General features: G+C 69.9%; 1 protein-coding gene. It reads right to left on the bottom strand.

What is annotated here, in order from left to right:
• Positions 1-10,058 (bottom strand): amino acid adenylation domain-containing protein (locus ACGFW5_RS35145; protein WP_393838426.1); only part of this gene is annotated, 10,058 nt, incomplete at its 3' end.
• Positions 10,059-10,060 lie beyond the last annotated feature (2 nt).

Genomic DNA, 10,060 nt, shown 5'->3' with positions numbered 1-10,060 from the left:
GGCACATCCTGATGCGCGAACGCCTCCAGACACCCCTCACGCACCCGCCCCAACAACTCACCGAACGACGGATCACCCGACACATCCGTCCGCACCACCAACGTATTCACGAAGAAGCCGATGAGGTCGTCCAGGCCCTCGTCCATCCGCCCCGCGACCGGCGAACCCACCACGACGTCCGATCCCGCACCCAGCCGTGACAGCAGGCTCGCGAGGCCGGCGTGCAGCACCATGAACAGGGTGACGTCCGCGGACCGCGCCAGGTCCCGGAGTCCGGCGTGCAGGTCGGCGCCGATCTCGAAGCCGATCACTTCACCCTGGTACGTCGCCGACGCGGGACGCGGCCGGTCCCCCGGCACTGTCACCTCTTCCGGGGCGGCGTCCAACTGGCTTAGCCAGTAGGCGATTTGGCCGCCCGCCACACTCGACGGGTCGTCCACGTCCCCCAGTACCTCGTGCTGCCACACGGTGTAGTCCCCGTACTGCACCGGCAGCGCCGGCCACACCGGGGCCTCGCCGCCGGACCGGGCCGCATACGCCGCCACCAGGTCACGTGCCAACGGGCCCGCCGACCACCCGTCCCCCGCGATGTGATGCAGCACCAGCACCAGGACCGCGTCATCGCTCCCGGTCACATCGAGCAGGTGGGCGTGGACGGGGACGTCGCGATCGAGGCGGAAGCCGTGCCGGATGGTCTCGGCGATGCGCGGGGTGGTCTGCGGTTCCTCGACCGGTTCGACGGTGAGGGGCACCCGCGCCTCGGCCAACGGCAGCACACGCTGGTACGGTCGGCCGTCCCTCTCGGGAAAGACCGTGCGCAGCGACTCATGGCGTGCCACGACATCGTTGATGGCGGCCTCCAGCGCGTCGCGGTCGACGTCGCCGGTGAGGCGCAGGGCGAAGGGCATGTTGTAGGTCGCCGAGGGGCCTTCGAGTTTGTGCAGGAACCACAGCCGCTGCTGCGCGTACGACAGCGGCAGCAACTCCGGACGCGGGCGCGCCTCCAACGCGGCACGCACCCGTCCCGAGCCCAGCCGGCGAACCAGCCCGGCGACCGTCGGCGCCTCGAACAACACCCGCAACGGCAGCTCGACGCCCAGGACACGACGGACCCTGCTCACCAGACGCGTCGCCAACAGCGAATGACCACCCAGCTCGAAGAAACTGTCGTCCACCCCGACCGACGCCACCCCCAGAATGGCCCCGAACAGGCCGCACAGAATTTCCTCCTGCTGTGTGCGGGGAGCTGTCGCGGTGTGTCCGGCGTAGTGCGGGGTGGGGAGTGCTGCCCTGTCGACTTTTCCGTTCCGTGTCAGGGGCAGCGCGTCCAGCACCATGACCGCGGACGGCACGAGGTAGCCCGGCAGTACTTTCTGAAGGTCGGCGCGCAGCGACTCGGGGGTGATCTCGGCGACCGGCATCGGCACGGGTGCGGGTGCGGGTGCGGGTGCGGGGATCACGTATGCGGCGAGCCGTGTCTCGCCCGCGTGCACGAACGGCGTCACGACTGCCTGTCGCACCGCGGGCAGCCGTCGCAGCGCCTCTTCCACTTCACCGGGTTCGACCCGGAAGCCGCGGATCTTCACCTGGTCGTCGGACCGGCCCAGGTACTCCAGTTGTCCGTCCGTGTTCCAGCGGACGATGTCGCCGGTGCGGTACATCCGGTTGCCCGGCACGTCGAACGGGCACGCCACGAACCGTTCCGCCGTCATGCCCGGCCGGCGGACGTAGCCGCGTGCGAGGCCCGGGCCCGCCAGGTACAGCTCGCCGGGCGCGCCCGGAGGCACGGGGCTCAGGTTGCCGTCCAGGACGAAGACGCGGGCGCCGATGACCGGAGTGCCGATGGGCGCGTTCGGCCCGTCAAGCGCCGGGCTTGTGGTGGCGTAGACGGTGGCCTCGGTCGGGCCGTAGGCGTTGACCATCAGGCGTCCGGCGGACCAGCGTGCGGCCAGGGCGGGCGGGCATGCCTCGCCCGCGACCACCAGGGACCTCAGATCGGGCAGGGTGGATTCGGCGGAGTCGGGGAGGGTGGCGAGGACGGACGGCGGGATGAAGAGGTGGGTGGCCCGGTGAGTGGCGAGCGCGGCGGCGAGCTGTTCGCCGACCAGGTGCTCGGTGCCGGTCTGTATGAGCGCGGCGCCGACGGTGAAGCCCGTCAGGAGTTCCATCACGGACACGTCGAAGTTGGACGAGGTGAACTGAAGGGTGCGGCTGCCTTCGCCGAGGCGGAAGCGCCCGGCGGTCGCGGTCAGGCCGGCGAGGCCCGCGTGGGTGACGGTCACGCCTTTCGGGGTGCCGGTGGAGCCCGAGGTGTAGATGACGTACGCGGTGTTGGACGGGCGCAGGGGTGCCGTGCGGTCGCCGTCCCGGGGTGCTCGCGTGGGCTGCCGGTCCCAGGCGGCGGTGGTGGCGGGGTCGTCGGTGAGGAAGAGCGGCGCTGGTGCGTCCACGGCTCGGGTGGCCAGCACGAGTGCGGGCCGGGCGTCGGAGATCAGGTAGGCGATGCGTTCGGCGGGATGTCCCGGGTCGACCGGCAGGTAGGCCGCGCCGGCCTTGAGGACGCCGAGTAGGACGGCGATCTGGGTGCGGGAGCGGTCGACGGCGACGCCGACCGCAGCTTCGGGGCCGGCGCCCTGGGTGATGAGCCAGTGGGCGATCTGGTTGGCGCGCGCGTCGAGTTCTGCGTAGCAGACCGTGCCGTCGGCGTCGATCAGCGCGGGTGCGTGCGGGGTGGCGCGTACCTGCCTCTCGAAGAGTTCGGGCAGGGTCGCCTCCGTCTCGGTGTGGGGCGAAGTGCTCCAGGTGGCCAGGGTGTGCCGTTCGTCGGCGTCGAGAATGTCCAGTGCGCCGACACGGCGGCGCGGGTTCTCGGCCGCGGCGGCCAGCAGGCGGGTCCAGCGGGCCGCGAAGGCGTTCACGGTGGCGGCGTCGTAGAGGTCGGTGGCGTACTCGATCAGGCCGGTGATTCCGGCAGCCCTGCCGTCCTCGTCGAAGCTCTCGACGAGGTTGAGGGTGAGGTCGAACTGCGAGCCGCCGGGGGCCGGTTCGAGGAGCTGGGTGTGCAGACCGGGCAGGTCGAAGCGCAGGTCCGCGTTGTTCTGGAGGGCCAGCATGACCTGGATGAGCGGGTGGTGAGCGGTGGAGCGCTGCGGGTTGAGCTTTTCCACCAGGTACTCGAAGGGGATGTCCTGGTGGGTGTAGGCGGCCAGGCTGGTCTCCCTGACCTGCGCGAGCAGGTCGGCGAACGCGGGGTCGCCGGAGGTGTCGGTGCGCAGGATCAGGGTGTTGACGAAGAAGCCGACCAGGTCGTCCAGGTTCTCGTCGGTGCGGCCTGCGATGGGCGAGCCGACCGCGATGTCCGTGCCGGCGCCCAGCCGTGAGAGCAGGGCCGCGAGGCCGGTGTGCAGGACCATGAACAGGGTGGCGTCCGCCGAGCGGGCCAGTTCCCGCAGCGCGGCGTGTGCCGGGGCGTCGAGTGTGAACGCGACCTCGGCGCCTTGCTTGGACGCGACGGGGGGCCGTGCCCGGTCCGTGGGGAGGCTCACGATCTCGGGCAGAGCCGCCAAGTGTGCGGCCCAGTAGGCCGCTTGGCGGGTGAAGAGAGCGTCGGGGTCAGTGTCGTCGCCGAGCAGTTCGTGCTGCCAGAGGCTGTAGTCGGCGTACTGCACGGGCAGCGCGGACCACGTCGGCCGGTGACCGTCGCGGCGGGCGGTGTAGGCACTCTTGAGGTCGTCGGCGAGCGGACCGAGCGACCAGCCGTCCCCGGCTATGTGATGGATCGTCAACACAAGGACGTGGTCGTCCGGAGCGCTCCTGAGCAGCGTGGGCCGGACGGGGATTTCACGGTCGAGTTCGAAGCGGTGGCGGACACATTCCTCCACCCGTGCGTCGAGTCCGTCCGCCGGGGCCGGCTCCGCAGTCAGTCGCAGACGTACGTCCGCGGCGTCCAGGACGCGCTGGTGGGGCTGTCCGTCGACGTCGGGGAAGATCGTGCGCAGCGGTTCGTGCCGCGCGATGACGTCGTTGAGCGCGGCCTCCAGGGCGGTGATGTCGAGTGTGCCGGTGAGCCTGAGCGCGAGCGGCATGTTGTACGTCGCCGACGCGCCCTCGAACTTGTACAGGAACCACAGCCGGCGCTGCGCGAACGACAAAGGAAGCGCTTCCGGCCGCTCCCGCCGCTCCAGCACCGGACGCGACCCCGCACCCGAGAGCCGACCGGCGAGCCCCGCCACCGTCGGCGCGTCGAACAACGCCCGCAACGGCAACTCCACCCCCAACACCGCACGCACCCGACTCACCAACCGGGTCGCCAACAACGAATGCCCACCCAGATCGAAGAAATCGTCGTCCACACCCACCACCGGCACCCTCAGGACGTCCGCGAAGAGGGTGGCGAGAATCTGTTCCTGCGGTGTGCGGGCGGCCCGCCTGGAGGTGCCGGAGAAGTCGGGGGCGGGCAGTGCCGCCCGGTCCAGCTTGCCGCTGGGCGTGCGCGGTACGGCGTCGAGCACGACGAAGGCCGAGGGCACCATGTAGTCGGGCAGCCGGTCACGGGCCGCGTCCCGCACCGCGGACACCGACAGTTCGCTCCCCGGCTCCGGGACCAGATGGGCGACGAGCCGGCTCGCGCCGTCCTGCTGCTCGTGGGCCGTCACCACGGCCTGGGCGACGTCCGGGTGTCCGCGCAGCACGGCCTCGATCTCGCCCGGTTCGATGCGGAAGCCGCGGATCTTCACCTGATCGTCGGCGCGACCGAGGTATTCCAGCCGGCCCTCGGCGTTCCAGCGGGCGAGGTCGCCCGTGCGGTACATGCGCGCACCGGGACCGGCGAAGGGGCAGGCGACGAACCGCTCGGCCGTGAGGCCGGGGCGGGCGACATAGCCACGGGCCAGGCCCGCCCCCGACACGTAGAGCTCTCCCGGCACGCCAGCCGGGGCCAGTTCGAGCCGGTCGTCGAGCACCAGCGCGGCGAGGCCGGGCAGGGGCCGCCCGATCGGCACCACCGCGGTCTGCCCGCCGGGCGGCAGCGGGTTCATCGTGGCACCCACGGTCGATTCCGTGGGCCCGTACGCGTTGATCATCCGGCGCCCCGGTGCCCATCGCGCGGCCACGTCGGGCGGGCATGCCTCGCCAGCGACGGCCAGCGTGGTCAGGTGGGTGAGCCGGTCCGGCCCATGGGTGTCCTCCAGGGTGACCAGGACGGACGGCGGGAGCGTGGCGTTGGTGATCCGCTCGCGGTGCAGCAGCTCACCGAGCTCCCGTCCTGCGATGCCGGTCTCCTCGGGAATCACGAGGGTCGCCGCGGCGCTGAAGGCGGTCACCATCTCGGAGACCATGGCGTCGAAGCTGGACGGCGAGAACTGGAGCACCCGGTCACCGGGGCCCAGCGCGAAAGCGGCCCGCTTGGCCGCCGCGAGCCCGGCGATCCCGGCGTGCGTCACCTCGACGCCCTTGGGGCGCCCGGTGGAGCCGGACGTGTAGATCACGTACGCGGTGTACGCCGGGTCGACGGCGATGCCGAGGTCCGATTCGGGGTGGTCCGTGAATTCCTGTCGCACCCACTCGTCGTCGAGCACCATCGCAGGCTCCGCGTCGCCGAGCATGTACGCGCGCCGTTGCGCCGGATAGTCCGGGTCCACGGGCACGTAGGCCGCGCCGGTCTTCAGCACACCCAGCAGGGCGGCGAGCAGACCGGGCCCGCGCCGCATCACCAGCGCCACACGCCGGCCGGGGCCGAGACCGCGGCCGGCGAGCAGCCGCGCGATCCGGTTCGACCAGGCGTCCAGTTCGGCGTACGTCACCTCCTCGTCGCCGCGTACGACGGCCGGGGACCCAGGGGCGCGCCGCACGGCATCGGCGAACAGGCCTGGCAGGGTGAGTGGTTCGAGCGGCGCCGCACCGTGTGCGCGCGACCAGCCGAGCAGTTGGCGGCGTTCCTCCGGGGCGAGCAGGTCGAGGGTGTCGATCGGCTGGTCCGTGGCGGCCGCGGCGGTGTGCAGGAGCCGTACGTAGCGCGCCCCGAACGCCTCGACGGTCTCGGGGTCGTAGAGATCGGTGGCGTACTCGACGAAGCCGGTGATGCCTGCCGGAGCGCCGTTCTCGTCGAAGGTCTCACCGATGTTCAGGAGCAGGTCGAACTGTGAGGCGCCCTGCCCCGGGTTCTCCAGTTGCGCCTGGAGGCCGGGCAGGTCGAAACGTACCTCCGCGATGTTCTGGAGGGTGAGCATGACCTGGACGAGCGGGTGGTGGGCGGCGGAGCGCTGCGGGTTCAGCTTCTCCACCAGGTACTCGAAGGGAATGTCCTGGTGGGTGTAGGCGGCCAGGCTGGTCTCCCTTACCTGTGTAAGCAGGTCGGCGAAGGACGGCCGCCCCGAGGTGTCGGTGCGCAGGACGAGGGTGTTGACGAAGAAGCCGACCAGGTCGTCCAGGTTCTCGTCCGTGCGGCCTGCGATGGGTGAGCCCACCGCGATGTCCGTGCCGGCACCGAGCCGCGACATCAACCCGGCGAGGCCCGCGTGAAGCACCATGAACAGTGTCGCCCCGTGGGCGCGGGCCAGCTCCCGCAGCGCGGCATGGGTCGAGGCGTCGATCTCGAACGGCAGCATTTCGCTGCTGTGCGACGCCTCGGACGGCCGCGGTCGGTCGGTGGGGGGACACACGACGTCGGGCAGGCCGCGCAGGTGGTCCGTCCAGTAGGCGGCCTGGCGGCGGAGCATACTGTCGGGGTCGGTGTCCTCGCCGAGCAGTTCGTGCTGCCAGACGCTGTAGTCGGCGTACTGCATCGGCATCGTGGACCACTGCGGCGACCGGCCCTCTCGGCGGGCCGCGTAGGCGGTCACCAGGTCCTCGGACAGGGGCGCCATCGACCAGCCGTCGGCGGCGATGTGATGCAACGTCAGCATCAGCATCGCCTCGCCGGGCCCCGTCGTCAGCAGCATCGCACGCAATGGCACTTCCCGGTCCAGCTCAAAGCCGTGCCGTGCCATGTTGTGCACCAGCCGGTCCCGCCGCTCCTCCGACCGCGCGTCCTGCACGGTGAGGGTGAGGTGGGTTTCGGTGGGGGTGAGGATGTGCTGGTAGGGCTCACCGTCGATGTCGGGGAAGACCGTCCGCAACGGCTCATGCCGGGCCATCACATCATTGAGCGCCGCCTCCATCGCCGCCCCATCCACCTCCCCCGTGAGACGCAGCACGAGCGGAATGTTGTACGTCGCCGACGCACCCTCCAACTTGTACAGGAACCACATCCGACGCTGAGCAAACGACAACGGCAGACGCTCCGGCCGCTCACACCGCTCCAGCACCGGACGCGACCCCGCCACCGACAGATGCCGCACCACACCCGCCACCGTCGGACGATCGAACAACACACGCAACGCCAGATCCACACCCAACACCGCCCGCACCCGGTTCACCAACCGCGTCGCCAGCAACGAATGCCCACCCAGCGCAAAGAAATCATCCTCCACCCCCACCACCGGCAGACCCAACACCTCCGCGAACAGACCACACACCACCTCCTCCTGCGGCGTCCGCGCCCCCCGAGACCCCGACACCCCATACTCAGGAGCCGGCAACGCACCCCGGTCAACCTTCCCGCCCACCGTCAACGGCAAAGCCTCCAACACCACAAACGCCGCCGGCACCAAATGCGACGGAAGCCGCTCCGCCAAACTCCGACGCAACACCGACACCAACTCACCCACCACCCGCGTCCGCACCGGATCACTCGCCAACCCCCCAAGCGACCCCACACCCACCGGACCCAAGACCCCCGACACCGCACCCGTACCTTCGGGAACGAACACCACATCCATGGCGTCCACGCCGCCGGAACCCACCGTGACAACGGCATCCCAGCCTCGGGACCGAGCCCAGACGCACACTGCTTCCGGGTCCACCCCACTCTCCTCGTCCAGAAGCTCGCGGACACGCTCGATTGGCTCCCCCGCGGCCAGCGCGCGAGCCGCCGCAACCTCCCCGGTCAGCCGCGCATTCGGCACCCCCGACACCCGGACAGGCAACGCGACATCATTCAACGCTTCCCACGTCTCAATGTCCCGGCCCCAGCCAAGGACCGGTACATGGCCCAACGGGAGCGGGCGGGCAGGTGACTTGTGCAGGACCACGTCGTAGCGGTGGCGCGTCAGCTCGTTGTGCGCGGCCCCCCGCTTCCACCGCACATCCACCCCCACCACATCCGACCGCCCAGCCGCCCACACGGTGAAGAAACCGGGATCCAGCAGCAACTCCTTCTCGGTCACCACCGCCTGCTCCACCACCGCACGCAACCGAGCCGCATCCCCAACCCCCGCCTGACGCGCCTGAACCGCCGTCTGCAACGCCCGCAACAAACCCCGATGCCTCACATCCCCGACCACCAGCCGGCCACCCTCGGCCAACAACCCGAACGCCCGGTCCAGCACCCGCTCCACATACTCCCAACCCGGGAAATACTGCACGACCGAGTTGATGACGACCGTGTCGAACTCTCCCACCGGCAGCCCCGAAACATCATCCGCGGCCTGACACCGCACCACCACATGATCCCAGCCCAGCCCCGCCACCTGACCCCGCAACCGCTCCACCACCGACGACGAGAAATCCGTTGCCCAGTACGACTCCACCCCCACCGCCACATGCCCCATCAACAACCCCGAACCAACACCGATCTCCAACACCCGGCGGGGCCCGAAGCCACGGATGCGCTCCACGACCGCATGACGCCATTCCCGCATCTCGGACAACGGGATCGGCTCACCCGAATACGAACTGTTCCACCCTTCGAACCCCTCTCCCAGCGCGTCCGACTCGGCTTCGCCATACACCGAGTCGTAGATCTCCCGCCACTCCTCCACCTGCTCGCCGGTCGCACCGTCCGCCCCTGCCGAGGAAGGAACGACGTAGGCGACGAGGCGGGTGTCGTCGAGATGCGGACGGGCCACCACCAGAGCCTGCGAGACACCCGGCTCGGCCTCCAACGCCGCCTGAATCTCCCCCGGTTCAATACGGAACCCACGGATCTTCACCTGATCATCCACACGCCCCAAATACCGGAGCTGACCATCAGCGTTCCAGCACACCAGGTCACCCGTCCGATACATCCGCTCACCCGAACCACCGAAAGGATGAGCCACAAAACGCTCAGCAGTCAGACCCGGCCGCCCCACATACCCACGCGCCAACCCCGGCCCCGACACATACAACTCCCCCGGCACACCCACCGGAACAAACCCCAAACGCTCATCCAACACAAACAACCCCACACCCGGCACCGGCCGCCCGATCGCAACACCCCCACCCACGGTCAACGGATCACTGATCGACACAGCCACCGTCGACTCCGTCGGACCATACGCATTGATCAGCCGACGACCAGGAGCCCACCGAGCCACCAACTCCGGCGGGCACGCCTCCGCACCCACCGCCAAACCAACCAGACCACCCAACCGCTCCCACGCCCCCTCCGGCAACGTCGCCACCACCGACGGCGGCAAAAACGCATGCGTCACCCCACCCTCAGACAACGCCGCTTCCAGCTCCGCCCCCGCCAGCCCGAACCCAGCCTCCGGCACAACCAACGCCGACCCCCAACCCCACGCAAGCAGCAACTCCAACACCGACGCATCAAAACTCAACGACGCCGAACGCAACACACGCCCACCCACACCAACACCCATAGCCCCCACCAGACCCGCCGCAAACCCCGCCACACCCCCATGCGTCACCACCACACCCTTCGGCCGCCCCGACGAACCCGACGTATAAATCACATACGCCGGATGCGCAGGCAACAACGGCACCACCCGCTCCCCATCAGCAATCTCATCACCCGAAAGCCCCGCACACGCCGCGACCACCAACGGATCGTCCACGGCCACCACCTCCACCGCCAACCCCTCCGGCAGACCCCCCACCGCCGCACACGTCGACAGCACCAACCCCGGCCGCACATCCTCCAACAACCAACCAATCCGCGCCCCCGGATACTCCACATCCACCGGCACATACGCACCCCCCGCCACCACCACACCCAACACCGCAACCAACTGCTCCACAC

Source organism: Streptomyces sp. NPDC048416 (assembly GCF_043200435.1).
Taxonomy (GTDB): domain Bacteria; phylum Actinomycetota; class Actinomycetes; order Streptomycetales; family Streptomycetaceae; genus Streptomyces.
The sequence above is the reverse complement of the archived record's forward strand: the minus strand, read 5'-3'. Positions and strand labels throughout refer to the sequence as shown.